The following is a 25510-nucleotide window of genomic DNA, read 5'->3' as shown; positions in this document are numbered from 1 at the left end:
TTTTGTTTACGGCATGTTTCATGATAGTCAGGCAACGGGTGTTCCGTTCGGCAGCGGATGATCCGGGGAAAGCAGGACGACATCGCCTTCGCGGGGTACACCGCCCAGCACAAGGACTTCGGAGAGGAAGCCGGCAATTCGTCTTGGCGGGAAATTAACGACAGCCACGACCTGTTTGCCAATCATCATGTCAGGTGTATAGCGCTCGGTAATCTGGGCACTGGAACGCTTCAGACCCAGCGGCCCAAAATCAATTATCATTTTGATTGCAGGAATGCGAGCTTTCAGGAAGGGTTCGGCCTCCACTACGGTACCTACTCGAATGTCATGCTGCATAAAATCTTCAAAAGCAGCCATTAAGGTAAACTCCTTTCAACTCAATATGGTATTTAGTATATATGACGTAAAGCTGTAAGAACATAAAAATCCAGATTACGCTGTATCGTAATCTGGATTTTCGTTGGAATGTTTGGATGAGAAGCTTTGATGACATTTCCGAAGAAATGTTCCGAAAGAATATGCTGCAGCGGATTAAGATCTGTTCCAGTTCTCTCCAGTGAGATATTTCTCGGTAAGAATGGACAGCATCTGAATCCCTACTTCGTTATGTCCGCCCTCAGGGATGATGATATCGGCATACTTTTTAGATGGCTCGATAAACGCATCATGCATCGGTTTGACCGTTTCGAGGTACTGTTTGTACACGGATTGAATCGAGCGTCCACGCTCCTCCATGTCACGCAGTACTCTGCGCAGAATACGTACATCGGAATCCGTATCTACAAATACCTTGATGTCCAGCAGTGTACGAAGATGCTCATCAATCAGCACATGCAGCCCTTCGACAATAACGATGTGGTTCGGTGCAAGCTCAATTGTTTCGCCTGCAGCGCGGTTATCTATGGTGAAGTCATACACGGGAGCATACGCTGGCTGGCCCTTTTTTAACAGGGTAAGATGCTCGATCAGCAGATCATTATCAAAAGCAAACGGGTGATCATAATTCGTCAGTCTGCGCTGCTCAGGTGTGAGGTCTGACTGGTCTTTGTAATAATTGTCTTGGGATATAAATGTAACTTTAGCTGATCCCAGACGTTCAATAACGGAGCGGGCTACCGTTGTTTTGCCGGAGCCGGTTCCTCCGGCGATACCAATAATGAGCATGGTTGTTCCATAAACCTCCCTAAAGTGGCAGCATGATCAATCGATGAAGAGTGCCCAAAATGTTTGATTTTTGAACTCGATCTGCATGTCTGTCTGCGAATACACAATTCCTTCATTGTACCACAGCTTGTTGACTTTTTCATCTTGAGGAACAGACCATGTTTTGCCTTTAAGAAGGATGCTCATTTTCGCTCTGGTAGCTGGATTTTCATTTCCATCCCCTTGATAAATTGATTGTCTTGGACTTCTTCCGCAAAGTCATCCTTTACCTTAAAAGGCTTTACAACCAGGTATTTTACATCCTTAGCTGTAGTGGCATAGATACTTTCCCAGCTCAACTGGTTTGCTTCATACATACCTTCACCGTTCAGTGCGGTCAATTGTCGGCCTTGATCATCATAGACAGCAAATCTGATTTCGCGCAGTTGTTCTTCTTCTCTGGCAGTTAGATTTTCTTTCCCTTTTAAACCGATCGATGCAGTTAGACGAGCCGTGATTGGTGTAACTTCGGCTTTTGTAACCGCAGCTGTATACAGGTCGTTTTCCGCAGCAGTATTCGGCTGTACATTGTGAGTGTTGGTTGTTGATTTTGTAAAAGGAACTGTCAGCTCAAATTCATGATCAATACCTTGCAGCGTTAATTTAACCTTAGCCTCGAACTGATCGGGAACAGCACCCGTTTGATCCGCAGGAATGACCTGTTCAAAAAGCAGGGTATCAGGCTCGTTCGCTCCGGCTGAACTATAGAACAGACCGCTATCTGGGCGAGACCCATTCACATCGAAAAATACGTTTTCAACGCCACTGCTCAGCTTCACGATATCCTTGCCATTGTCGTACATGCCCTGATTGAGATTAGGTGCAGTAACATGAACGAGAAACGCCGCACGTGTGCCGTCATAGACTGTCTCTAATACTTTGAATTTGACGTCCTGATAAGCAAAAGAATGGTTCACAGTCGTAGTCAAACCTTCGTTACCTGCCGTTCGAAGTCCCATATCGGCTTCAATGGAGCTGAAAAGACTGCCTACGAGCGGAATGCTGCGCAGCGAGTCAGCCATCGCTGGGGATACAAAACCGGATGCAAAAACCGTCATACCCAGCACTGCTGCTGCGATAGCGACTCCTGAGATACGGCGCAGTCCTTTGTGAGTACGTCTTGAATGCTTCTTATGAGCCTGAAGCGATTCCATGTTCATTGTTCCAGGTGATTCAGGCAGGGAATCCAGTGTTGCATCAATGCGGCTGCGTACGATTTCAGACATGATAGGACGCTCCTTTGCTTGTTCTTTTAATTTTTGATCGAGACTAAATGGGTTCGACATGTAATTTTACCTCCCGAAAGTTTTTAAATTTCTGATAAAGATCTTTCCTTGCCCGGTTCAGCCTCATCTTCACAGCGCTTTCGGACAGCCCAAGTGTGTCAGCAATCTGACGCAGACTCATATCTTCAAAGTAGTGCAGGACAATTACAATTCGTTTGGTTTCCTCCAGCTGATCGACCGCTTCTCGCATATCCACTTCATCGTATGGACTGGATTGTGCCTGATGTTCTGCGGGTACTTCGGCGTAAGAAGTGGAGAGAGAACGGCGGGATAACAAGGTATTGCATTCATTGATGAGAATACGGAACATCCATGTTTTGAAATACTGCGGTTCTCGGAGGGTGTGCATGGATTTGTAGGCTTTCAGGATCGTTTCCTGAATCGCGTCCGCGGCATCCTCCTCTTTGCGCAGCATGGATATAGCGGTATTGTATAGGGAATGTTCAATCTCTCGGATCAGCCTGATGAAAGCTTCACGATCTCCCTGAATAGCTTGTGTAATGAGATCGGGTAAATCCATAGTTAACAGCTCCTTTCGTAACGGTTTATATTGTGAATAGATAAATCTCTTGGCCGGTTTTACATAGATTAGACTGCCGATTGGGGAAGATGGTCACATGTATTTTGGGAGTTTGAAAAAAGTCCGAGTGTGCCGTGAATGCTGGACGCTTCGTATGGTAGACGTCTACGGGAAAGGCAAACCCTTCAGTTGAAACAGTATAAGGATGGAGGAAGCAGTTTGGGATGCTTCTGGAGAACACAATGACATCAATAAAAAGCACGCACCTATCAGATCATGACGGGTACGTGCTTTTTATTGATGTATTCATATATATATATAAAGCTCATGGGGGAGCTGAGGTATATTCAAGTAATACAGTCGACTAATAAGCCATGTTCATTCAAATTCAGTTATGCCACTGCTAATCTACAGCATTTACAGACCAAGCAGTTCCTTAACGCTTTCGGCAACAGCTTTGCTGGATTGCGGGTTTTGTCCTGTCACGACACGGCCGTCTGTTGTCACATAGGAAGTGTACGGAGAGGATTTAACGTACTCAGAAGCTCGTTCGCGTAAAGCATCCTCCAGCAGGAATGGAACATATTTCGTTTGTTGAGCCAGTTCTTCTTCCTCGTTGGTGAAGCCGGACACTTTTTTATCGTTAATCAGCAGTAGGCCATTGGACAGCTTCACATTGAGCAGGGCAGTAACCCCGTGGCACACGCCGGATACCACGCCACCTTTTTCATAAATATCACGTGATAGCGCTTGGAGTTCGGCATTGTCCGGGAAATCCCACATTGTACCGTGTCCACCCGTGAAGTAGATTGCATCGTAGTCTCTTGCGTTTACTTCGCTTGGCTTCAACGTGTTTTTTAATTTGTTCATGAAGGATTCATTTTCGAAGTACGCTTTGGTGCTGGCATCCAGAGAGTCACCCAGACTTTTCGGGTCAAGCGGCACACTGCCGCCGTTCGGGCTGACCAGATCAATCTGAACATTCTCGTTATGGTCGAACTCTTCGATGAAGTGAGTGGCTTCACTCAGCCATAGACCCGTAGGTTCATCCTTCGTTGCATATTTATCGACATTGGTCAAAACAACTAATATTCTTTTCATAATAAAACCTCCTGTACTTTGCTGTAATTTAAATTGTGTAAAATATAATTGGTAACAACTTTATGCAGATAATATATCACACTCATTTTCGGAAGTAAACTAAAAAGATGAAATTCGTATAGTTTGTTTATTCTATCTATTTTGTCCAAGCGTGGTATACTCCTTATATTGTCCAATGAGAAGCAATTGAAGCAGCATGAAGGAGGTACCCCTTGAAGCGTTTGGAGAATTCACAAAAACTACTGACCAAAATTATTCCGGTTCTGCGTACAAAGTCCATCAGTTCACTACGGATGGATGACATCGCGAAATATATGGATATCAGCAAGGCAACCCTATATAAATACTTCTCATCTAAAGAGGAAATTATCCAGAGCGTGGTGACCGTGTATATTGAGGAAGTTCATGATTCCCGGATTACGATCAAAGATGATACGATCTCGTACGAGCGCAGATTCCAGATTGCCTATGAGCATGCGATGACCCATGTGTTATATCTGCCCGAGTTCTTCTGGAGCGATGTGAAGAAACTCTATCCGGCATTGTACGAGGACGTTGCTTCGGCTCTGGGGCATCATAGTGAACAGTTATGTTCGTTTTTTGAAGAGGGCATGACGAAGGGCATCTTTAATCGAATCAGTCCAGTGCTGTACATGATTCAGGATGAAGCGGTGATTCGCAGAATCGCTGAACCATCGTTTTCCATTACGCATGATATGACGATCCGGCAGGCCTTATTTGATTTTTACAGGTTAAAGAAACATCAACTACTGCACCCCTCATATATAGAGAGTCTTGATGATCAGCCGGTAAAAGCATACATTAACGAATTAATTCAACAGCTATCACGGACCATGTGAAGACGGGAAATGGCTTGAGACTGTGTTTAACACCGAGGATTTCCTGCTTTATTTAAAATTTTAAAAAAAGTAGATTCAAAGTCCTAGGACCTCTGTTATAATCATGTCGAAAGATGTCAATTTTGACCAGATGTCTTCTACATATCGGGGAGGTCTATTCTATGAAAAAGTCAACAAAGCTTCTCTCTTCAACGGCTATTGCCGCGATCGCAGCCGTATCGGTGGTTACTTCTGCTTCGGCAGCAAGTTTAGCAGCGGTCAAGCCTATTTCTTTATCATCCGGCTTAAATATCTCTTTATCCAGCATAGACATCTCTTCAATGGATATTGAAACGGCATTGATGATGGTGCAGCAGGAGCGCACCAGATTGCTGGATGCGCAGCTGCAAACGCAAATCCAAGAGGTGCAGAATCGCAATCAACAGATCGCTGATCTCAATGCAAAATTGCAGGCCGCTCAGCAAAACGGGGATCAAGCTGCCGTGCAAACACTGAAAGGCCAGATTGATGCCCTCAGCAATTCGCAACAAATGGACATGCTTCGCCTTCAGTCCATGTCTAACAAACGGAATGAAGCTTTTGATCTTATGACTAACTTCATTAAAAAAATGCAAGAATCCAGATCTTCCATCATCGGCAGCATGCGTTAGAACGGTATTTAAAACAAGGATTAGAATGGTACTTTCATACTTTCATCAACAAACACAGCGTTACCAAAGCAAAAAGAGCAAAGCCGGAATCAACATTCCAAAGCTTCGCTCTTTTTTTATTTTACCCGGCCTGCTTAACCGGACCAGTCGCGGCGCCGAGTGAACAAATCTTTCAATTCGTCAGTCGACAGTTCGGTAATCCAGTTCTCGGAGCTGGTGATGATGTTGTCACTAAGCTGCTGTTTGCTTTCCAGCATCTCGTCGATGCGTTCCTCCAGTGTACCGAGGGAGATGAATTTGTGCACCTGCACGTCCTTGGTCTGTCCCATCCGATATGCCCGGTCTGTCGCCTGATTCTCCACTGCGGGGTTCCACCAGCGGTCAAAGTGAAAGACGTGATTAGCCGCCGTTAGATTCAGTCCTACGCCGCCAGCCTTAATGGACAGAATGAAGACCGAAGGCTGCTTGTCCGCAGGCAGTGTGCGGGACTGGAATTCCTCAATCATGCGATCCCGTGCCGTCTTCGAAGTGCCGCCGTGCAGATACAGCACAGGCTCCTGTAATTCCTGCCGCAGCACCTGCTGCAGCATCTGACCCATACCGATATATTGTGTAAAAATAAGGCAGCGCTCCCCCTCGTCACGCAGCTCGCGAACAAGCTCCATCAGTCGTTCCAGCTTGGCCGAACGGCTGATCAGCATCGCCATATCCTGCGGGCTGTACACGTCATAGGCCGATGCTGACGGATGATCTGACGGCAGTTCCTCAGGCGGCGTTTCCTTCGTCAACAGCAGCGGATGATCGCACAGCTGCTTCAATTGGGTTAACGCCGAGAGAATCGCACCTTTGCGTTTGATGCCCTCCAGCTCTTTCATTTTATCCATAAGTGCCTGCACCGATTGGTCATATAGTGCACTTTGTTCACCTGTAAGGTGAATATACGTTTTCATCTCGTTTTTGTCCGGCAGATCAAGCTGGATATTCGGATCTTTTTTCTTGCGGCGCAGCATAAAAGGTTTGACCAGCTGCTGCAGATCCTCCATGCGCTGCTCATCCTTGTCCTTCTCAATCGCACTGATGAATCGGGTCTGGAATGCACGAGCACTGCCTAGATATCCGGGATTAATGAAATCATAGATCGACCACAGCTCAGCCAGCCGATTCTCAATCGGCGTACCTGTCAGTGCGATGCGGTGTTTGGCCGGGAAGCTGCGTACAGCCATAGACTGCTTGGTCTGAGCGTTTTTGATGTTCTGCGCTTCATCGAGACAGATCGCAGACCAGGTATAGGTCTCGAGCAGTTCCTGATCCAGGGTCGCCGTAGCATAGGAGGTGATGATAATATCCGATTGCTCGGCTTGTTCCCGAAATTCTTCTCCGCTCAACCGACGTGCTCCGTAATGCAGACTCACACGGATGGAAGGAGCAAAACGACTGATCTCTTTCTGCCAGTTACCCAGTACGGATGTCGGACAGATCAGAAGGGCTGGAGCCTGTCCGGGCAGCCTCGGTTCATGATCCTTGATGTGCAGCAGATACGTAATGAACTGGATCGTTTTCCCAAGGCCCATATCATCGGCAAGACAGGCCCCAAGGCCAAACCTGCGCAGGAAACCAAGCCAAGCGAAGCCCTCCTTCTGATAGGAACGAAGTTCGGCATGGAGTCCATCGGGGATGGGCAGGGAGGGGGCTCCGCCTTGTCCGCCTCCAAGCTGAGCAATGACCCGATTCAGATGTTCATTCAACTCCACCTCAAGCCTGATGCTCTCGTTAGTCTGAGATTGCTGAGGTTCTTCCTCGGCTTCGGCCTGCTGACCTTCTTTCCACTTCTGCTTGGCATATTCCCGCTGTTCATTATGCAGCAGATGCAGGTGCAGAATATCCTGGAATGAGAGTCCCTGCTCCCGATCGACGCCGCCCATCGCTCTGCGAATCTGCTCCAGCAGATCGGGATCGAGCGGCACCCATTCGCCGCGGAAGCGAACGAGCCGTTCGTTACGGGCGACGAGATCCGCAAATTCCTCCTCGGTAAGGTCAGAATCCCCAATGGCGATGCGCCAGTCAAAATGAATGATCGAGTCCAATCCGAAGAAAGATTGACCCCGCTCACTGCCTTCCTCCGGTTTTACCTTGGCACGCAGCTTCGGTTTCTTCTTGCGGGCGGCTTCCCACCAGCCCGGCAGCAGGACCTGCCATCCGGCAGCCAGCAGTCGACCGCTCTCTTGGGTTAGAAACTGCCAAGCTTGCCGGTCATCCAAGGGATCGCTCAGAATATCTCGTCTGCCGCTGATGGAGCCGCCGAGCCGCGGCAAATGTGCACGAAGCTGGTCCAGCCATCCGGCCGAGCGATCCAGAATGAATGGCGTCCAGCCTTCGGGCCATTCGCCTTCCAGCCGCCCGCGTGAATCCAGCATGACCGGCACGAGAACAGCAGCGTCCAGCTTGTTCTGCAGTACCAAGCGCAGGCGCCAGGAGAAGTCGTCCTCATCCGGCTCCTGCAGCTGCAGCATCGGTCTAAATGGCGCAGCATCGGCTTTCCAGCCGATGGACACCAGCCATGACCGAGCATCCAGGCCTCCTGTCCGCGGAATCGCTCCGCGCTCAGGGAAGAGCTGCGGGAACTCCCGGCGCAGATCGGCAGCAGCTTCTTCTGAACTGTACCAGCGCTGAAACACAGCGGCGGAATAAGCTGCACCAAGCCCTTCGGCGTAACTCTCATCCGTCTGCTGGAACGCTTGGTGAAGCGCAGCAAGATCCTGCTTTTTCAGGCTGTCCGGGTCCCATGTCCACTGAAGTTCTCCAGTACGGTAAGCCTCAAAACTGGGGACATATTTACGATTCTCGATGGATGATGCCAATATCGGTGCAAGTCGAATAAGGTGTTCTGCCTGCTCATCCCACTTCCATTCGATGTGGATCAGGGTTTGCATCTCCGCAAAGAATGGAATAACTTCTTCGGCAGGCAGCACCACAAGTTCGATCTCTTCAATCTGCCGGATTTCCAGCTCCGTGCCATAGAAGGAAGGAGCGTGCCAGGCAAAAAGGCGCTGCTTTAACGACTGACCTGATACAAAGTGGTGTGTATTCAGAGCACCGTATAACAGCGCGTCGCCATAGCCTGTCAAAGCCACGTATACTTCAATCGTTTCTGTGTATGGATGAATTAGACTCATGGAATCAGTTTACCTTTCCGAAGCTCTTCCTGCAGGGCGCGCAATCGGCTGTAGCGAACAGCCAGTGCCGTAATGAACTGCTCCCACGGCTCCTCCCGCTTCATTTTTTTGTATATTTTAGACAGTCGTTTCAGCAGCTTTACAGCGGCTTTATAACCATCTCTATTTTTGTGCCCAATATATCGTTCGACCGCCTGATGATAGAACGGCAGCAGCAATTCAGGGGCATCCTTCTCGATTGGCTGCAGCACCGCCACGCGAAATTCAAGGGGTTCTGTGCCTGTGCTCAGCTGAAAATCAATCCATCTGCGCCACTGCCCCCGGGAATGCATGGCATCCTCATAGGCGGGGCGGGAGTGTGGAAGCATGCCGACCAGCGTGTCCCACATCCGATGCTCGGCTTCCGGGACATGCTGAATTGCGGTATCCCACAATCGCATATAGTCCTGCAAAGGAGAATTACGGCGGTTGGCCAGCAGGGGGCCAAGCTGGGCCAGCCATTCAGCAAGACGTGGCCAGTCAGCTTCATCGGCTAGTGTATGGAGAAAATACAGCAGATGTTCTGGAGGAATGCCGTACGCTGAGCTGCCGTGCACAAGTTTCTGCCAGGCGGATACATCCTGCTTCAAGTGGTAGTACATCCAGCTTTGAGCCAGCACAAGCGGCAGGGGAAGAGGCCCTTTGCTCTTTCTACCCATCTTCTCTGTAACGGGTGAAGTTCCCTGAGTACGGGTTCCACTGTCCTCATTGTTCTCGATATCATCATGGGATGTATCTTTTCCTGCAGCCTTCAGTACACTGCTGTTTGAAGATGCTGTCTCAGCAGTACCCGTAGAGGCAATTAGATTCACTTCAACCCTTGCCAAAGCGGTCAGCTCGGACTCCAGCATGTCCCGCTTCCCCTGAAGCTGGGGCACGATCCAGTGCAGCCACAGCTTTGAATAAATCGGCGTGAAGAACATCATGTTAGCTGTCTCCGGCAGCATTTCTGCCCGCAGATAAGCTGCAGTTTCGTCCAGTCTCGCCCAGACTTGTTCAAGAGCTTGGCTGTCCAGCCCGGATAAGTTCAGCGGCTGAAGAAGCAGGGAGTCGATTGCTTTTTGGAGAGCATCCACCGCGAGCTGGGCAGGATAACTTAAATACACAGGTGTATGCGTAATAGAGTTACGCGCGGGCGGTATGCAGTACCGCATGAGATAAAGCTGAACATGCAGTTCAAAGAGCTGATCCATCGCAGCGGACATCTTCGGTTTGATAGCGTATAGTTCATCGGCCGCTTCTTGAATGTAAGCCGCAGCTGCTGTTCCTGTTCCCAGCCGTTTGAGACTGGCACGAAACAGCTCATGCCATTGTGGGATGCTCATTGCGGCTAACCCTGATGCCTGCTCTTTAATTTCGCTGTACCGATTGTTGTCAAGAGAGTTATTGTCTTCGCCTGCAGTTTCTTGATCTTCAGTGCTTCCAAAACTAAAACTGTAGGCTCTCCCGGAAGCAGAGCCAGCCGGTCTGCTGGTTTGTTTCAACGAGGTACTTGCATGTGCATTAACCAGTGCAGGGACTGGGCGCCCCTGCAGCTCGGCATAACTCATCAGCACGGCAGCCATGTGTTTGCATGGAGAGTTGACCGGACAGGCACAATAACTGGTGGATAAGGCCTGCATGCGGAGCACAACCTCGTAGGATTCTGTACCCTGTACTTCGGCCATAATGTTTTGGGACTCGTTAAAGGTTAAAGGTCCGACACGTTTCTGTTTATAATATTGGAATCCGCGCATGATCGTCAGGTTGTTGAAAATCTCCGCAACTTCACGAATCAACGACTGCCAATGCGCGTCTTCCATAATCCAATCATGAGATATATTCATTATTCCATCTCCTGGGTAAACAAGGGTTCACTAATGGTGACACACGGGATGTCACAACCTAGATTTTTAATGATTCTATCATATCAGTTATGTGCCTGCTCGTGCATGGCTATCCGAATCTGTAGGATCTCACTCCTGCAGGACAGAAGATACACCTGTCGGATCATTTCCCGTGGACATGCAGGAATACTCCATTTTGTGTATGCTTATCATACGTATTCCTTTCAGGAGCAATGCAGGCTGCGCAGCGGCTAGATAAAGACTATATCTAACAACAGGAGAGAGCACATGAAAATTCTTACATTAAACGTCCATGCCTGGGCGGAAGAAGATCAGCTGAACAAGATCAGTCAGCTGGCGGATTTTATCAACACCCATCAATTCGATGTCATTTCGATGCAGGAAGTAAATCAGTCGATTCAGGAGATGGCGCTGCCTCATGAGGAACTGCAGACGTTTACAGCGACTGAAGCTGACGTGACGATTAAAAAAGATAACTATGCCCATGTCCTGCTGCAGCAGTTGACCGAGACCTATTATTGGACCTGGATTCCAACGCATATCGGGTTCCGTACATATGATGAAGGGCTGGCGATTCTAAGCCGGACACCAATTAAACGTTCCTTCGGAGAATATGTGTCTCATATGCGTGATTATAACAACTACCGCACACGCAAAATTGTAGGAATCGAAACGGTCGTTCAGGGTGAGGCGGCATGGTTTGTGAATGGACATTTTAACTGGTGGGATGATGCACAGGAACCTTTCAAGGGGCAGTGGGATCTGACGGAGAGTAAACTGGCACCATATATGGATCAACCGCTGTATCTTATGGGGGACTTCAACAATGTCGCTGAGATTCGCGGAGAAGGTTACGATTATATGATGGAGCATGGCTGGAATGACTTGTACACAACAGCGAAGCAAAAAGATGATGGAGCTACTGTGGTCAAAGCAATTGCCGGATGGGCCAACAATGAACAGCCGCTGCGGATTGATTATATTTTCTCGAATCGTCCTGTACAGGCCCAGTCTTCCAATGTGGTGTTGAACGGTAAAAAAGGGCCGGTCGTATCCGACCATTTCGGTGTTGCGGTGGAAATCTAACAACCGAACGAGTAGGCTTAAACATGATACGAAGCCTCCGCTCATTTCCTAACAGGAAGATACAGCGGAGGCTTGTTCATTTTGGATTCATCCATTTTATATGTAAAGCATGTTGGCTTGGGTTTGTTTCTATAATATACAGTAATTACTATATTCAATGAAGGAGGATGCTGTGGATCAGGAATTATTTTTCCGAAGCTGCAGTCCTGCACTACTATAAAGGCTTAATCCAGCGCCAGCATCTCATGTACAAACTTTTTCAAATTCGCACTGGTCTCGCTCAGCTGCTCAACACTCTGCATAAATTCAGTTACAAGCTTGGCCTGATCCACTGCTGCTGTCGTCACTTGTCCAATCTCCTGCTCCATATGTTTCATGGAATCCTGAACACTTCCCAGAGAGGTTTCGATATCCGACGCAGCCTGTTTCGTATGATCGGAGAGTTTGCGGACCTCGCTGGCTACCACCCCGAATCCTGCTCCCTGTTCTCCGACACGAGCAGCTTCAATCATGGCATTTAAACCCAGCAGGTTTGTCTGCTCAGACACCTCGCGAATCACATTGGTGACCTTCGTGACATTAACCGAGTTCTCGGAAGCCTTCTGGGAATTACGCAAAATCTCTTCAGAGGTTGCCGACAGCTGCTCGGAATGGGCTGCAATTTGCTGAATGCCGCCAACCAGCGTATGGATTGTGGTTTCATTCTGGCTGATCAGTGTTTCCAGTTTCAGATGGTTATCGAGTGCATAGTTGACCCCGAGAATGCCGACAACTTCTCCGTTCTCTTTGACGGGAATGAGGATGGAGTCGAAAGGTCTTCCCTGAAGATCACCAGGCATACGTACAATCGTGCGGGTGTCTTTATTCGTCAGCATCTTGAAATGTTTGTAGTCATCATGCAGTTCATCGCCGGCCTTTACTCCGATATCGAGGCTTTCTGCTTCGGAGAAATATAATACCTTCTCATGATCATTAATCGATATGGAGATATCATCGCGGAACATTTGACGTACAAAAGGCATCGCATTAACTAAAGATTCAAGAGTATTCAATATTTATCTATCCTTTCAGAATAAAATGGGCATTCTTCAAACTACTATTATATGTATCGGTATTATTTCCAATTTTGTTTAAACATTTATTTGATGGAATGATGCGGAATTAGACAGATAGGGGACCCGTCACAACGTTGGGTGTAAGCGCAAACAAAAATCTGTAGCCACCATGCACCTTGTCAGTTATACTAGGATTATTAATCAGACGAAATGGCGAAGTAGAGTGGTTTCCTGCGAAGCAAAGGGTAAGTCTACTGAGGTTAAGCGCTATATCTAATTTTTAAAGTGGTAGAATAATGTCCTGATAATACAGGCTGGAGCTTTATTAGATGAAGATGTACTCCAACATGAGAGGAATGTGGCATTCGATGACAACTTATTTCAGTGAACCGCAGAGTATGTATTATCGATTCGGAGAAGATCAGGAGCAGGTCTTGAAGGTACTTGCCGAGAGATATATTGGTGCCAATGCACAAGCTGACTTCGTATACAGGGCATTTCAACAGTCCGGGATTTTGCAAAATGATAAAGGACTTTATGATCTTGATTTGGGTAAACGTTTTCCCGATGCGCCCAAAGATCATATTTCGTATGCTGCAGCGCTTGTATGGGGTGATGAGAACCGTAATCTGGATGTACTTGTACGATGCTATGGGCCTGTGCGCTTTTATTTCAACGAAGAGCTGGTCTACCGTTCTACCGTCATTGATGAGATTACACCAGACGCAACCGTGAAGCTGGGGATCGACATACAGCCTGGGTGGAATACCATATGGCTGGAGATGAAAAATACACCTGCCGGTTTCGGATGTCAGTTCGGTTCTGATGAAGGGAAAGTACGAATTCTGAATGTTTTGGCTCCTTATCAAGAGCGTTCAGGACAAGCGGGTTGGGTCTATTCCGAACCGGTATCGTCAGGGCAGGTGCAGCCTAACCTGCTTACAGGTGAAGGGGAGAACGGCTTGAAGTGGCTGCCAGAGGTTCAGTGGCCCGTATCGGAACAGAAGAAACCAGCTTTGGAGAGAATCTATGGGCTTCTTCCTGGCAGATGTGCTTATGCCTGGACGCATCTGAACAATCGTGATGCATCCGGACGTCCAGTTCAATTGTCTGGACAATCCTCCGGTCCACTGCAGATATGGCTTGGCGGCAGACTGGCTGCTGAAGTGAAGCAAGCAGGGGCGTTTGAAGTAGAAATAGCGGTTTCCTTTGGCCGCAATGATCTGCTTGTTCGCAGTGAGTGCCAAGCTGACGCAGCCTCATGGGGATTTGACCTGAATGCATCTGTGGGTTCGGAACGGATGCAGTTGGAGCTTCCGCAGCGGGTGCAAGGAGCCTTGGATGAATGCTGGCTGTACGCAGGACCCTTCGAAACGGGGGCGGAACCGGAACTGGCAGATTTGATGCGAATGGATCGCGTATACCAGACAGGTACAGGTCAGCAGGGCACAGAGGCGAACAGCAGTCCGGCGAAAACAGGACGAACATATTGGCGGCTGGATCGGCCAGATGCCTTTATCAGACCTTATTATGAAAATGCGATGTTGAGCAATAAATGGACGGTAGGAAGCGTGACCAACTATGGACGATGGGATTACCCGCTAGGGGTTACTGTATACGGACTGCTGCAGGCGGGACGTTACATGCAAAGACCGGACATTGTTAGGTACGCAGCGGAACATGTGCAGGCATGCACCCAGATGTACGAGTATTCTCTGTGGGATCGTGAGCAGTACGGTTTTCCGGCAATTAACCAGCAGCTGATTATGCTGAAAATGCTGGATAACTGCGGTTCCTTTGGTTCAGCGATGCTGGAGTCATATACAGAATGCAAGGAACCCACATTCCTTCCGATTGCTGAACGGATTGCAGACTTCATGCTCTCCCTTCTGGAACGTCGAGCAGATGGAGCTTTCTACCGTACATGTGCAGGTGAGTATGCCGAGAACACAATGTGGGCAGATGATCTTTACATGAGTACGCCGTTTCTTGTGCGGTATGCACGAGTAACGGGTAAATCTGAAGCGCTCGACGAAGCAGCCAGACAATTTTCACTATACCGCAAATATTTGTTTATGCCGGAGTACAAAATCATGTCTCATGTGTATGATTTCAAATACGAGCAGGCTACCCAGATTCCTTGGGGCCGCGGCAACGGGTGGACTCTATTCTCTCTGACGGAAGTGCTGGAGGCACTCCCGGAAGATCATCCAGAGCGTCCTGCTTTAATTGCCTTTTTCAACGAGCTGTGTGAAGGTTATGCGGCACTGCAAAGTGAGAGTGGGCTCTGGCATCAAGTGTTGAATCATGCGGAGACGTATCTGGAAGCCTCCTGCACAGCTATGTTCGCTTATGGTTTTGCGCGTGGTGTACGTTTTGGCTGGTTCAAAGATGATACGGCATATGTTACAGCGGCTCAACGGGCGTGGAAGGGATTGGTCAGCAAGGCTATTGATCGTCAAGGGAATGTGCATGGCGTATGCAGCGGATCGAGATATGCATTCACAGCAGAGTACTACGATCAGGATCTGCGCACCGTAACCAATGACAACCATGGAATTGGCATCATGATGCTGGCTGGAACTGAGGTAGCCAAGATGGAGAAGCATCTATCGGGGCGTACAGGGAACGCTGCCTTGTCTGACTCTGCAGCTTCCGCTGTACACTGAGAGATAATATGCGTGCGAAGAAAGCAGGTCTTGTCTGAAAGGAATGACTACCACCGGAAATGTGGTTTCCGGTGGTTTTTCTTTCCGGTTAACCCCTTACTTTTTTGAAAGGATAGCTTACTTTTGTTTATGTCATGTGCAGTGACAGACGATTACAATAGTTTTGTAAGCGATTTCATATAAGCAAAAAGGGGAGGAAATTCATTCATGATCATCACCAAAAAGTGGGTAACCCTGTTCTGCCTGTCCCTGTTATTATTCGCTACAGCCTGTTCTGGAGGAACCTCAAGCACACCGTCATCTTCCGGTGAGTCAGGCCAAGGCGGTGCTTCCGACAAAATTGAACTGCGCATGACCTGGTGGGGATCACAGACCAGACATGATCTGACAACCAAAGTGATCAAGCTGTTTGAAGAGAAACATCCAGGCATCACGATTAAACCTGAATATTCAGGCTGGGATGGGTATTTTGACAAACTGACGACGCAGGTCGCCGGATCGAACGCTCCGGATATCATCCAGATGGATTATGCATTTCTGACAGACTTTGCGCGGCGAGGTGCACTGCTTGACCTGACGCCATATGCAGATAAAGAGCTGCGTATCGAGGATCACGACAAGAGCATGATCAAAGCCGGATCGATCGACGATAAACTATATGCCATCACCCTGGGGGTCAATGCACCAGGTGTCATATATGATGCAACATTATTCCAGCAGCTCGGCATTGAAGAGCCAAAGGAAAGCTGGACATGGGAGGACTTCTCAGCGACTGCAGCCAAGATTGCGGCAGCGAAGGGAGAGGGGTTCTACGGATCGGCAGACATTTCGGGTGCCACGAACATGTTTGAGGTATTTGTGCGGCAATCCGGCAAAGGATTGTTTGAAAATGGCACCATGACAGCGACAAATGATCAATTGAAGCAGTGGTTTGAGATGTGGGCTGCACTTCGTGAGAACAGAGGGGCTACATCTGCGGAAGTTGCAGCTTCCACCACGAATGCACTCGAAACCAGACCGATTTCTTTGGGTACTGCTGCCATGGATTTTGCGTGGTCCAACCAGCTGCTTACATTCCAACAAGTGAACAAAAACCAGGATCATAAACTGGGCATTCAAGTGCTGCCGCATGGCGTGAACGAAAAACGAATTGGTGAGTATCTGAAACCAGGTCAGTTCATGTCTGGTTATTCCAAATCCAAACATCCAAAAGAAGTGGCTATGTTCATTGATTTTATGGTGAATGACCCGGAAGCGACGGCGATTCTCGGATCCGAGCGCGGTGTGCCAGTCAATGCAAGCATCCGTGAGCAGCTGCAGCCGAAGCTGTCCGAAGGAGAGAAAGTCATTTTCCAATTCATTGATACCGTATCAATGCATTCCAGTGAGATCAGCCCGCCATACCCGCAGGGATTTGCTGAAGTAGACACGAGTTTCAAAAGTGCAAGCGAACAGATTGCTTTTGGCCAAGGCAGTATGGAAGACATCATTGCCCAATTTATTGAAGGAGCCAATGCAGCGCTTGGATCAAGCCAGTAAAGAGACTAGAACCTGCAGCTGTAAATGAGTTTGACCTGTATCTGTAGATATGTCTTGTAGACATATCTACAGATACAACTGGCAGGAACCGTTCTAATTAACTTCAAATAATGCGGGGAGGTTGCGAAAATGACGACATCACAGGTCAGTCAAGCCAGAATCGAGAAAGTAGCCGCCCGGCGGGTGAAACGTCGATACGCTCATAATGGAGCCGCCCTTCTATTTCTCGCTCCCTGGCTTGTCGGATTAGTATTCCTGACCCTGGGTCCCATGCTTGCTTCGTTATACATTTCCTTTACCGACTACAGTATCCTGGCCGCCCCGAATTGGGTCGGTCTGGATAACTACGTCACGATGTTTACTTCTGACAAACTGTTCGGCAAGTCACTTCAGGTGACATTTACCTATGTAGCGGTATCTGTTCCGCTTAAACTCATTTTTGCCTTGTTTGTCGCCATGCTGCTTAACAAAGGTATTCGCGGACTTGGCATATACCGCACCGTGTACTACATCCCGACATTGCTGGGAGGCAGCGTAGCCATCGCGATGTTATGGCGTAAAATGCTGGGTGGTGACGGATTGCTCAACAGTGTACTGGCGATGGTAGGCATTAAAGCACCTGACTGGGTGGCCAATCCGAAGTACGCACTGTATTCCATTGTATTGTTGTCCGTATGGCAGTTTGGTTCATCCATGATCATTTTCCTGGCAGGACTCAAACAGATTCCACCGGAGTACGATGAAGCTTCAGCCGTAGATGGTGCGGGTCCGATGCGAAGATTTTTCTATATCACGCTGCCGATCCTGTCACCTGTCATCTTCTTTAACCTGGTCATGCAGCTGATTACGTCCTTCCAATCCTTCACACAGGCTTTCATCATCAGTAACGGCAGTGGGGGTCCGGTGAATTCAACATTAATGTACTCTTTGTATCTATACAAAAAAGGATTTTCCTTCTTCCAGATGGGGTATGCTTCTGCCATGGCATGGGTGCTGGTGATCCTGATTGGCGTATTTACACTGCTCGTATTCCGCAGCAGCAAGCTGTGGGTACACTATGAGGATGGTGGGAAATCATGATTGGACAACGTAACTCGGCAGCTTGGATTGTCACCAAACATGTACTGATTTCAGGCATCGCATTTCTCATGCTTTATCCGGTTCTGTGGATGCTGGGCAGCTCGTTCAAGCCAGGGCATATGATTTTTACGGAGACCTGGTTCTGGCCGAAGGAGTGGAATTGGCAAAATTATGTGACGGGCTGGTCCGGCGCTCAGGGCAATGCCTTTTCCAAATTCCTGACGAACTCCGTCGTTCTGTCGCTGGGAGCTGTGCTGGGCAATGTGATCTCCTGCTCGATGGCAGCTTACGCGTTCGCACGGCTGAACTTTCGCTTCAAAGCGATCTGCTTCGGGCTGATGCTGATGACGATTATGCTGCCGCACCATGTCACCTTGATTCCGCAGTATATTCTCTTTAATCAGCTGGAGTGGGTGAATACGTACCTACCGCTTGTTGTACCAAAATGGCTGGCAACGGATGCATTCTTCATTTTCCTGATGGTGCAGTTTTTCCGGGGATTACCTCGGGAACTGGATGAAGCAGCGACCATTGATGGATGCGGTCCGGTGAGAATCTATACCAAAATCATTATCCCGCTCGCTTTTCCGGCACTTGTAACGACGATGATCTTTACGTTCCTGTGGACATGGGATGATTTCTTCAGTCAGTTAATCTACCTGAGCGACGTGAGCAAGTATACCGTTCCGTTGGGACTGCGTCTGTTCCTGGATTCCAGCTCACAGTCCGATTGGGGTCCGATGTTTGCAATGTCTGTGTTATCCCTTGTGCCATGTTTTATCGTATTTATCGTGTGTCAAAAGTACTTCGTGGAAGGAATCGCGACTTCTGGGCTCAAAGGGTAATTCCAAGACGAAACGAGTTGATTCCGTATGCGAAAAACAAGATGGTCTGTCTATATTCATCAAAAGCTGCAGCAAAGCAAGCTCTCCACATTGATGGTGACTTGCTTTATTGCGTTTAATCTGATGCTCGTCTCGGTCATTGTTTGGCTTGCCTATCAATCCTTCTCTGCAGTCACATTTACCGAAATCAGCAAGGCGCGTCTTGCTCTCTTAAATGAAAGCACCAGGCGGGGGTTTGATTTTATTACAGGAGTGACGGGCACAGCTTATGGACTGGCAAGCAGCAGAGAGTTGTCGAGCTTGCTTGAAACGACCCATGCGGGCAGGCTGGCACAGATTCATCAGCGGAGAGAGGTTTCCAGAATTCTGGATCATACGATGGTGGTAAGTGAAGGGATAACCTCGATTGAGCTGTATACGGATGCCTTCAACGGAGTGAACGTTACGATGGCTGACCGTATTTTTCCTATAGATACTATTGGGAACGATTCGTGGTATGCTGCGCTGGAAAAAGCAGATGCAGCCTGGGTCCCGCTTCGAGAGAACGAATCCGGCCAATCTTTGGTTGGATATGCACAGCGGATTTTTGACAGCCGGGGCGGGACGGTCGCTTATGTGCTTATTCGTCTGAGCAGAGCGGATATCGTACGCAGATTTGCTGACGTACCGATGGTGCTGGATGGCAAAGTGCTGCTGGTTGATACCGCGGGCAATATAGTCATGCAGATGGGGAAAGCTGATCCGGCAGCGGAGGACGCTGAACAGTCAGATCCATTACCTATGGATGAATCAGCCGCCGGGCTGGAACGAACGGAACAGGTTAATCAGGAGAATCCGAGAAGTCAAGGGGATTCATGGGATTTGAGACAAGAGATGAGGGTAACGAGTGATCCTGTCGCTGCTCCTTCTTCTATTATAGACAGTGCTTGGATTCAGGAGCATGCACGGCCTGGGGAGGACGGCTTCGAAGTGGTATCGGGTAAGCCTGGAGGTGCTCAATTGGTGCTGTACTCCAGACCTGCTATGCTGCAGTGGCGTCTTGTGCAGACCATCCCTGTGTACACTCTTTTGTCTCCGGTTCGTCAGGCGGGTTGGCAGATTCTTGGTATCGTTTTGCTTGGTTTGTTGTGCTCGGCTGTGCTGGCGTATTTGTTTGTGCGGCAGATTATCCGACCTTTGCGGCAGTTGATCAAACGAATGAGACAGCTTGAAAAGGGAGACTTCGACACCCGGGTACAGCTGTCGTTTACGGAGGAGTACGCTCATCTGGCTTATGGATTCAACCATATGGCTTCACAGCTTACAGCGCTGATGGAACAAGTGAAGGATGAGAGTCGTGCGAAACGGGAAGCTCAGACCAGTCTGCTTGAAGCTCAGATCAAACCCCATTTCTTATACAATACACTTGATATGATTCACTGGCGTGCCCTCGATTATGAAGCCAAGGACATCAGCCGTATGATTGTGCAGCTCAGCAAGCTGCTCCGAATCGGGCTGAGCGGGGGCAAATTGTTTATCCGTGTGCGGGATGAACTGGAACATGCCCGGTGTTATGTCAGTATCCAATCCGAGCGGCTGCCGTTTTCGATCCAGTATGAGGAGCGTATTGATCCACGTATTCGCGGATGTTATATTCCCAAGATTATTTTGCAGCCTTTTATCGAAAATGCCGTGATGCACGGACAGCCCAAAGGAGAAGTGCTTCACATTCAGGTGCACATGGACCCAGATGATGGTCCTGCTTCTGATGTTATGATACGTATCAAGGATAATGGCCAAGGTTTGCCGGATGGTTGGAGTATGGATGATTCAAGAGGTATCGGTGTACGCAATGTGCATCAGCGCATACAGCTCTACTGCGGACACAGGTATGGCGTGCAGTTGAGTAATGCAAGTTCAGGCGGCGTGGAAGTGAAAATTACGCTGCCGCGTATTGGGACCGAAGAGCAATTAAATCTGTGGCTGGACGGTGAAAAAGGATGAAGACCATTATGCTTGTCGACGACGACCCACATATTATCAAAGCACTGACCGAGCATATCGATTGGCCCTCCCTGGGACTGAGCATTGCAGGTACAGCTGCAAACGGGGTAGAAGCGCTGGAGCTATTCCGCCGCGAGCGCCCTAATCTGGTCATGACCGATGTGTACTTGCCGGGTATGACTGGACTTGAGGTGACGCAGGCGCTGCGGCGTGACTATCCCCATCTGCCGATCATCATCCTCAGCGGATATGACGAGTTCGAGAACGCCAGAGCAGCTATGCGCTGGGGCGTGAATCACTTTTTGCTGAAGCCGGCGGAGGTGGAGGAGATTGAGTCTGTACTGCGGGAGGTACTGCTGGAACAAGATGTACGGGAGCGGCATGAGCGCCTGGAGCGAACGTATAGACAGGAAGCAGGGCGGGTGCTGCCGTATCTGCGCAAACAGCTGCTGCATGAACTGCTCACCACCCGGTACCGAGCAGATGAATTACCCGAGGCCCGGATGGAATATGTTGGGTTTCGCATGTGCTCTCAGGTTCGTGTCGTCAGTCTGCAGCTGAATCGCCCGGGTTTTATGACAAGAATGAAAGAACGGGACTGGCAGCTGCTGCGCTACGGGGCAGCCGATATTATTCAGGAAACGGTAAAGGAACAGGCATCTCGGATATTGGACTGTCGGGTGGAGATAGTTGATTATTCGGATCAGGTCTTTGTCCTGCTTATGCTGGGCGATAGAGACTGTTTGGAGGAACTTCAGACTCTGACAGGTGATATCATTGATCAGATCTTTACGTATCTGAAGATTGAGGTTAGCGCAGGGATCGGCCGGGTAAAGAATCATCCCTGTGAGGTGATTGACTCATATCTGGAGAGCAGGGAAGCGGTAGAGCGAGCAGAATTCCAAGGTGGAAGCCAGCTGTATCCATATGAGGAAGCGGAGGGGACGGAACGGAGTGTGACGGATTATTCTTTGCTGCTTCATCAGTGGAATGAGGCCTGGACGGACATGCGGACCAGCTTGGCAGAAGAGGTATGGCTTCACATACTCCAATTGCTGCAGGAAGGGAACTGTACGAGCATTCAGGATGCCCAAGTGGTTGCTGTTAGTTTATTTGATACAATGATGCATAGTTGGAGAAGACAGCACCCCATGCTGACACCACCGCTCACGATGAGTGACTTCCTGCGTGAAATACAGTCGAAGTACGCGCTGCATGATCTGACAAGCTGGATGGATAGCGTCATTCAGGGATGGCTGGGACAAATCCGGAAGGAGATGGGAGAGAAGAAGAGCAACAAACTCATTGCACAAGTGAAACAATATGTAGAGGAGCATTACACGGAAGAGATCAGTTTCGAGACGATTGCGAAAAGCCTTTTTGTACATCCCAAATATTTGAGCCAGCTGTTCAAAAGGGTGACTGGAGAGAATTTTGTGAGCTATCTGAATGGATACCGTATCCAGCGGGCAGTGGAGCTTTTGCAGTCCGGACATTATATGGTATATGAAGTGAGTGAGATGACGGGTTTCCGCAATGCAACGTATTTTAGTCAGGTGTTTAAGATGATAACGGGGAAAAGCCCGTCCGAGGTTGGTTAATATAGAAAGCGGAGTTAGAAGGTGTTCCATCTTAAGTATGAAAGGAATGATTAGCTTATATGGTGATTGATCAACAAGAGTATACTATCGGGGGTATTCATTATACCATTCGTTCAGCCGAGGAAAAGGATGCTGCTGCCTTATGCCCACTTCGTGTGCAGCTGGACGGGGAAACGGAAAATATGGATCGCGAAGCAGGAGAGGCTTACCTTGATGCGGCTGGTTTCAGAGAGCTTATACGTATGGATGCGGAAAAGAGCACGAACCTGTTTCTGGTTGCTGTAGTATCAGGTGACATTGCTGGGTACTGCAGATGCGCCGGATCAGAGCTGAAGCGTTTCTCACATCAAGTGGAGTTCGGCGTATGTGTTGCCAAGTCTTTCTGGGGATGCGGTATAGGTAAAAACCTGTTGAAACACTCTTTGCAATGGGCAGATGGAAATGGGATCGAAAAGGTAGCATTAAAAGTGCTTGCCACAAATGAAAAGGCAGTGAAGTTGTATCAGCAAAATGGTTTTGAGATTGAAGGTGTACTCAAGCGGGATCGCAGGCATGCTGATGGACGATATTACGATACCATTGTAATGGGGAGATTTGCAGCTGAGATAGATGGATATGAGTGACCTCTCGCTGAGCAGAAGATATCATCAATTTTATTACTATATGAATAGAACCGTTCTGAAAAAGGAGTGAGTGAAGCTCCATCTTGTGCTGTGGGTGGATATCTTGTTGTGGAGATATCTTTAGCGGTGTGAGGTGAGATATCTTTTGTAGTGTAGATTATAACTCATGCATTAGTGATGCAATAAAGAATGAATATATTAATATATGAAAAAATGAGACCTTCATACTTCTATGTGTTATGCAGTGAGTTTGCTCTAAAAGGGGAGTATAACGTACTTGTCCGTTAAAAGCTTTAATAGCGAAAATGAAGAGAAAGAGATGTAAAATGCTGATTCAGATAAAATGGTATATTTTACAAGTTGTCAACTAGCGGACTGTTATGGTATATTCTAAATCCGGCCAAGAAAACACAGTTTACACGGTGCGGCAAGCAAATGAAAAACAAGCTTCGAAAGAAACTTGAAAAAAAGAGCTTGCAAAGTTGGTTCGGACGTGATAAGATATAAGAGTTGCTGAAGCGAAAGAAACTCGGCGGCGAAACAAGTTTGATCTTTGAAAACTGAACAACGAGTGAGTATCGATCTTGCTTGCAAGATCGACGCTGAGAAATCGGTACACGTCTTCGGACTGTATAATTTCGAAAGCAAAATGAGATTTTTAATCTCGTCAGATTCAAAATGAGCTTATCGCTCTTTTCAATACCCCGATGAGCTTCACAGCGTTTAAGCACGCTGACGAAATTCATCTTTATTGGAGAGTTTGATCCTGGCTCAGGACGAACGCTGGCGGCATGCCTAATACATGCAAGTCGAGCGGACTTGAAGAGAAGCTTGCTTCTCGGATGGTTAGCGGCGGACGGGTGAGTAACACGTAGGCAACCTGCCCTCAAGCTTGGGACAACTACCGGAAACGGTAGCTAATACCGAATACTTGTTTTCTTCGCCTGAAGGAAACTGGAAAGACGGAGCAATCTGTCACTTGGGGATGGGCCTGCGGCGCATTAGCTAGTTGGTGGGGTAACGGCTCACCAAGGCGACGATGCGTAGCCGACCTGAGAGGGTGATCGGCCACACTGGGACTGAGACACGGCCCAGACTCCTACGGGAGGCAGCAGTAGGGAATCTTCCGCAATGGGCGAAAGCCTGACGGAGCAATGCCGCGTGAGTGATGAAGGTTTTCGGATCGTAAAGCTCTGTTGCCAGGGAAGAACGCTTGAGAGAGTAACTGCTCTTAAGGTGACGGTACCTGAGAAGAAAGCCCCGGCTAACTACGTGCCAGCAGCCGCGGTAATACGTAGGGGGCAAGCGTTGTCCGGAATTATTGGGCGTAAAGCGCGCGCAGGCGGTCATGTAAGTCTGGTGTTTAATCCCGGGGCTCAACCCCGGATCGCACTGGAAACTGCGTGACTTGAGTGCAGAAGAGGAGAGTGGAATTCCACGTGTAGCGGTGAAATGCGTAGAGATGTGGAGGAACACCAGTGGCGAAGGCGACTCTCTGGGCTGTAACTGACGCTGAGGCGCGAAAGCGTGGGGAGCAAACAGGATTAGATACCCTGGTAGTCCACGCCGTAAACGATGAATGCTAGGTGTTAGGGGTTTCGATACCCTTGGTGCCGAAGTTAACACATTAAGCATTCCGCCTGGGGAGTACGGTCGCAAGACTGAAACTCAAAGGAATTGACGGGGACCCGCACAAGCAGTGGAGTATGTGGTTTAATTCGAAGCAACGCGAAGAACCTTACCAGGTCTTGACATCTGAGTGACCGGTGCAGAGATGTGCCTTTCCTTCGGGACATTCAAGACAGGTGGTGCATGGTTGTCGTCAGCTCGTGTCGTGAGATGTTGGGTTAAGTCCCGCAACGAGCGCAACCCTTGATCTTAGTTGCCAGCACTTCGGGTGGGCACTCTAAGGTGACTGCCGGTGACAAACCGGAGGAAGGTGGGGATGACGTCAAATCATCATGCCCCTTATGACCTGGGCTACACACGTACTACAATGGCCGGTACAACGGGCAGTGAAGCCGCGAGGTGGAACCAATCCTAAAAAGCCGGTCTCAGTTCGGATTGCAGGCTGCAACTCGCCTGCATGAAGTCGGAATTGCTAGTAATCGCGGATCAGCATGCCGCGGTGAATACGTTCCCGGGTCTTGTACACACCGCCCGTCACACCACGAGAGTTTATAACACCCGAAGTCGGTGGGGTAACCGCAAGGAGCCAGCCGCCGAAGGTGGGATAGATGATTGGGGTGAAGTCGTAACAAGGTAGCCGTATCGGAAGGTGCGGCTGGATCACCTCCTTTCTATGGAGAATCGTCTTCTGCAATGAAGACATTCAAATAAGCAGGTTCTT

The 25510-nt window shown here is 48.7% G+C and carries 18 protein-coding genes and 1 rRNA gene; 11 read left to right on the top strand and 8 right to left on the bottom strand.

Annotated features, from left to right (window positions below; translation table 11 throughout):
• Positions 1-27 precede the first annotated feature (27 nt).
• The 5 genes from csaA to ABXS70_RS24740 all read right to left on the bottom strand — a co-directional run bounded on the left by csaA (position 28) and on the right by ABXS70_RS24740 (position 4113).
• Complete coding sequence (csaA, locus tag ABXS70_RS24760; protein ID WP_366291613.1) at positions 28-357, bottom strand: chaperone CsaA; 330 nt, start codon at positions 355-357, stop codon at positions 28-30.
• Between the two features lie 174 nt (positions 358-531).
• Positions 532-1164, bottom strand: a complete 633-nt coding sequence (udk, locus tag ABXS70_RS24755; protein ID WP_145336066.1) for a uridine kinase — start codon at positions 1162-1164, stop codon at positions 532-534.
• Positions 1165-1346: 182 nt separating this feature from the next.
• A complete protein-coding gene (locus ABXS70_RS24750; protein WP_366291609.1) occupies positions 1347-2429 on the bottom strand; it encodes a DUF4179 domain-containing protein in 1083 nt (360 codons plus the stop codon).
• 43 nt (positions 2430-2472) lie between these two features.
• Complete coding sequence (locus tag ABXS70_RS24745) at positions 2473-3009, bottom strand: sigma-70 family RNA polymerase sigma factor (RefSeq protein WP_342553804.1); 537 nt, start codon at positions 3007-3009, stop codon at positions 2473-2475.
• A gap of 417 nt (positions 3010-3426) precedes the next feature.
• Positions 3427-4113, bottom strand: coding sequence for a type 1 glutamine amidotransferase domain-containing protein (locus tag ABXS70_RS24740; protein WP_366296766.1), 687 nt, complete (start codon positions 4111-4113; stop codon positions 3427-3429).
• A gap of 209 nt (positions 4114-4322) precedes the next feature.
• Between ABXS70_RS24740 and ABXS70_RS24735 the strand changes: the two genes are divergently transcribed.
• Complete coding sequence (locus ABXS70_RS24735; protein WP_366291606.1) at positions 4323-4970, top strand: TetR/AcrR family transcriptional regulator; 648 nt, start codon at positions 4323-4325, stop codon at positions 4968-4970.
• 161 nt (positions 4971-5131) lie between these two features.
• Positions 5132-5620, top strand: coding sequence for a hypothetical protein (locus ABXS70_RS24730; RefSeq protein WP_366291603.1), 489 nt, complete (start codon positions 5132-5134; stop codon positions 5618-5620).
• 134 nt (positions 5621-5754) lie between these two features.
• Here ABXS70_RS24730 and ABXS70_RS24725 read toward each other — a convergent pair whose 3' ends face one another.
• Complete coding sequence (locus ABXS70_RS24725; protein WP_366296764.1) at positions 5755-8784, bottom strand: DEAD/DEAH box helicase; 3030 nt, start codon at positions 8782-8784, stop codon at positions 5755-5757.
• A 5-nt stretch (positions 8785-8789) separates the two neighbouring features.
• Positions 8790-10658: an SWIM zinc finger family protein gene (locus ABXS70_RS24720; protein ID WP_366291600.1), complete on the bottom strand. Its 1869-nt coding sequence runs from the start codon at positions 10656-10658 to the stop codon at positions 8790-8792.
• 288 nt (positions 10659-10946) lie between these two features.
• On the opposite strand from ABXS70_RS24720, the gene ABXS70_RS24715 reads away from it, so the two are divergent.
• Positions 10947-11765, top strand: a complete 819-nt coding sequence (locus tag ABXS70_RS24715; RefSeq protein ID WP_366291597.1) for an endonuclease/exonuclease/phosphatase family protein — start codon at positions 10947-10949, stop codon at positions 11763-11765.
• A 224-nt stretch (positions 11766-11989) separates the two neighbouring features.
• On the opposite strand, the gene ABXS70_RS24710 is transcribed toward ABXS70_RS24715, so the two are convergent.
• The gene (locus ABXS70_RS24710; RefSeq protein ID WP_342553808.1) at positions 11990-12817 is read right to left on the bottom strand and encodes a methyl-accepting chemotaxis protein; all 828 of its coding nucleotides are present in this window, start codon (positions 12815-12817) and stop codon (positions 11990-11992) included.
• Positions 12818-13149: 332 nt separating this feature from the next.
• Between ABXS70_RS24710 and ABXS70_RS24705 the strand changes: the two genes are divergently transcribed.
• From ABXS70_RS24705 to ABXS70_RS24670, 8 genes are all read left to right on the top strand, one after another.
• Positions 13150-15489 (top strand): glycoside hydrolase family 88 protein, encoded by a 2340-nt coding sequence (locus ABXS70_RS24705; protein WP_366291594.1) that lies wholly within the window; start codon positions 13150-13152, stop codon positions 15487-15489.
• Positions 15490-15696: 207 nt separating this feature from the next.
• The gene (locus ABXS70_RS24700; RefSeq protein ID WP_342553810.1) at positions 15697-17028 is read left to right on the top strand and encodes a sugar ABC transporter substrate-binding protein; all 1332 of its coding nucleotides are present in this window, start codon (positions 15697-15699) and stop codon (positions 17026-17028) included.
• Positions 17029-17157: 129 nt separating this feature from the next.
• On the top strand, positions 17158-18108 hold the full coding sequence (locus ABXS70_RS24695) for a sugar ABC transporter permease (RefSeq protein WP_342553811.1): 951 nt from the start codon (positions 17158-17160) through the stop codon (positions 18106-18108).
• Positions 18105-18953, top strand: a complete 849-nt coding sequence (locus tag ABXS70_RS24690) for a carbohydrate ABC transporter permease (RefSeq protein WP_342553812.1) — start codon at positions 18105-18107, stop codon at positions 18951-18953. The genes ABXS70_RS24695 and ABXS70_RS24690 overlap by 4 nt, the downstream gene beginning before the upstream one ends.
• Before the next feature lie 27 nt (positions 18954-18980).
• Positions 18981-20936 (top strand): sensor histidine kinase, encoded by a 1956-nt coding sequence (locus ABXS70_RS24685; RefSeq protein WP_342553813.1) that lies wholly within the window; start codon positions 18981-18983, stop codon positions 20934-20936.
• Complete coding sequence (locus ABXS70_RS24680) at positions 20933-22537, top strand: response regulator (RefSeq protein WP_342553814.1); 1605 nt, start codon at positions 20933-20935, stop codon at positions 22535-22537. Before ABXS70_RS24685 ends, ABXS70_RS24680 begins: the two co-directional genes overlap by 4 nt.
• A 59-nt stretch (positions 22538-22596) precedes the next feature.
• Positions 22597-23160: a GNAT family N-acetyltransferase gene (locus ABXS70_RS24675; protein WP_342553815.1), complete on the top strand. Its 564-nt coding sequence runs from the start codon at positions 22597-22599 to the stop codon at positions 23158-23160.
• A gap of 748 nt (positions 23161-23908) precedes the next feature.
• Positions 23909-25460 (top strand): 16S ribosomal RNA (locus ABXS70_RS24670).
• Positions 25461-25510: the final 50 nt, after the last annotated feature.

The sequence above is a fragment of the Paenibacillus sp. AN1007 genome, from assembly GCF_040702995.1.
GTDB lineage: Bacteria > Bacillota > Bacilli > Paenibacillales > Paenibacillaceae > Paenibacillus.
The sequence above is the reverse complement of the archived record's forward strand: the minus strand, read 5'-3'. Positions and strand labels throughout refer to the sequence as shown.

Excerpts from the sequence above, each read along its gene's own strand:
- ABXS70_RS24700 (WP_342553810.1), top strand. The coding sequence starts at position 15,697 with ATGATCATCACCAAAAAGTGGGTAACCCTGTTCTGCCTGTCCCTGTTA.
- ABXS70_RS24705 (WP_366291594.1), top strand. The coding sequence starts at position 13,150 with ATGAAGATGTACTCCAACATGAGAGGAATGTGGCATTCGATGACAACT.
- ABXS70_RS24685 (WP_342553813.1), top strand. The coding sequence starts at position 18,981 with ATGCGAAAAACAAGATGGTCTGTCTATATTCATCAAAAGCTGCAGCAA.
- ABXS70_RS24675 (WP_342553815.1), top strand. The coding sequence starts at position 22,597 with ATGGTGATTGATCAACAAGAGTATACTATCGGGGGTATTCATTATACC.
- ABXS70_RS24750 (WP_366291609.1), bottom strand. The coding sequence starts at position 2,429 with ATGTCTGAAATCGTACGCAGCCGCATTGATGCAACACTGGATTCCCTG.
- ABXS70_RS24690 (WP_342553812.1), top strand. The coding sequence starts at position 18,105 with ATGATTGGACAACGTAACTCGGCAGCTTGGATTGTCACCAAACATGTA.
- ABXS70_RS24745 (WP_342553804.1), bottom strand. The coding sequence starts at position 3,009 with ATGGATTTACCCGATCTCATTACACAAGCTATTCAGGGAGATCGTGAA.
- ABXS70_RS24720 (WP_366291600.1), bottom strand. The coding sequence starts at position 10,658 with ATGAATATATCTCATGATTGGATTATGGAAGACGCGCATTGGCAGTCG.
- udk (WP_145336066.1), bottom strand. The coding sequence starts at position 1,164 with ATGCTCATTATTGGTATCGCCGGAGGAACCGGCTCCGGCAAAACAACG.
- ABXS70_RS24680 (WP_342553814.1), top strand. The coding sequence starts at position 20,933 with ATGAAGACCATTATGCTTGTCGACGACGACCCACATATTATCAAAGCA.
- ABXS70_RS24695 (WP_342553811.1), top strand. The coding sequence starts at position 17,158 with ATGACGACATCACAGGTCAGTCAAGCCAGAATCGAGAAAGTAGCCGCC.
- ABXS70_RS24715 (WP_366291597.1), top strand. The coding sequence starts at position 10,947 with ATGAAAATTCTTACATTAAACGTCCATGCCTGGGCGGAAGAAGATCAG.
- csaA (WP_366291613.1), bottom strand. The coding sequence starts at position 357 with ATGGCTGCTTTTGAAGATTTTATGCAGCATGACATTCGAGTAGGTACC.
- ABXS70_RS24730 (WP_366291603.1), top strand. The coding sequence starts at position 5,132 with ATGAAAAAGTCAACAAAGCTTCTCTCTTCAACGGCTATTGCCGCGATC.